The following is a 1,618-nucleotide window of genomic DNA, read 5'->3' as shown; positions in this document are numbered from 1 at the left end:
GCCAAACGGCGCTCCTCCATCTGCTCCAGCGTCAGATGCGCCGGCCGCCAAACGTTGCCATCCATCGCGAACCTCCCCGCAAGGACCGACACCGCCCTATGTTACATCGCTTTCGTGAGGATCATTAGGAACGAAAACTCCGATGGCTCGAAAGCGCTATACGTTCACCGAAGCGAAGATCGTCCGCTTCATTCATGAAGGCAGAGGCTCCGGTGTCGGGAGAGACTACAAACCTTGGATAAAGGTCTCGGACGTCCCATCTCGAGGTCGAACGCACCGTCCGTATTGTGCGAAAACCGGTCGCGTGCATCATCTCCTATCAGACAACGAGTATTACGCCTTTCTATCCCATTGGTGGGACGACAGCGTCATCGACCTGCGTGAGCAGTTTCCGCTCATCGACCGACGTGAGACAATGAAGATTGCTGCGTGGTGCGGGGTACGGCATCCCGTCGATCCGATAAGTCAGGCCATATGGGTGATAACGACCGACCTCCTTGTGACGGTCAGTACACCCCACGGAAACACCCTTCGCGCATTTGCAATCAAAGAATCAGCGGATCTTGAGAATCCAAGGACACTCGAGAAGCTTGAGATAGAAAGAGTCTTTTGGATCAGCCGAGACGTTCCATGGTTGTTAATGATCAGCGACGATCTCAAGAACAATTTCACCAGAAACCTCGCATGGATCTTTGATCCGGGGCCGGGCACTACAGGTAGCGTAAGAGCTCGCCGGATCGACGAAATTCTAACTCCATACTTGCTCGAAGCAATCTACACAGAACATGAACTGCCCATCCGTCTTATCTGCCTCGCAATAGACAATGATCGAGGATACCCGCTAGGCACAACACTCGGGTGTCTAAGGCGACTTCTGGCGTCCAAGCACCTTCGCGCACCACTTGACGTCCCTCTGCTGCAAGATCTCCCCGGCTCATCATTCCGAATTTGGAATTGGTAAAATGCTTCCACGATGCCCGACACCGGTAGCGGTAAGGATGCTCCTTCGAGACACTCGTCTCAATGCAGTCAACCGAGTTATTTATGTGAACGCATCTTCCAAGGAAACTTGGCTTTACCGAGTCGATGACGATGCCTGGCCATTTCCTGTTATGTCAGATGAACTTCAACAGGAGCTTGGTACCTGTGGGGGACGATTTCTTGTGGAGTTAAATGATCCTTGGCGGCGAGGTTTTCCCGGAGATGCGATGTTCGGCGATATCACCGTGGATGGGGATGCAAATAAACTAAGAGCTGAAGATAAACGACATATTGCACGGTACGCTCTCATAGCCCCCCTCCTAGAGGGAAATAAAGTAGAGATGCTCCTATCCCGATCCACGCGAAAGTCTGCGATTGACGCTCGGTTAAAGGAGGTGACCAGCACAAGGCAAACAATCTACCGCCTCCTAACCGTTCTTATGCATGGGAAGGTTGATGAAGGCTGGCGAGTGTAGCTTAAGCACTTGAAGCAGCGTAGGATTTGGTTGTTGAGACTAATCCCTGCCACCAATTGCCCTGTGCCACACTCGCCATGCCGGACGATACACCTGCCACCTTCCCGTTTCCAGCCGTTGGCCGCAAGAAGATCACCGCTGCTTTCGACGGTGGGCGCCTG

Annotated in this window: 1 protein-coding gene; it reads left to right on the top strand. The window is 53.0% G+C overall.

Going from position 1 to position 1,618, the window contains the following annotated elements; translation table 11 throughout:
- Positions 1-142: 142 nt before the first annotated feature.
- On the top strand, positions 143-961 hold the full coding sequence (locus FS320_RS43050; RefSeq protein WP_152718607.1) for a TnsA endonuclease N-terminal domain-containing protein: 819 nt from the start codon (positions 143-145) through the stop codon (positions 959-961).
- Positions 962-1,618 lie beyond the last annotated feature (657 nt).

The sequence above is a fragment of the Microvirga tunisiensis genome (genome assembly GCF_009296175.1).
GTDB classification, from domain to species: domain Bacteria; phylum Pseudomonadota; class Alphaproteobacteria; order Rhizobiales; family Beijerinckiaceae; genus Microvirga; species Microvirga tunisiensis.
This window is presented reverse-complemented; position numbering and strand designations above follow the sequence as displayed.

Bases quoted from the DNA above. Each gene is read 5' to 3' on its own strand.
- FS320_RS43050 (WP_152718607.1), top strand. From the start codon at position 143: ATGGCTCGAAAGCGCTATACGTTCACCGAAGCGAAGATCGTCCGCTTC.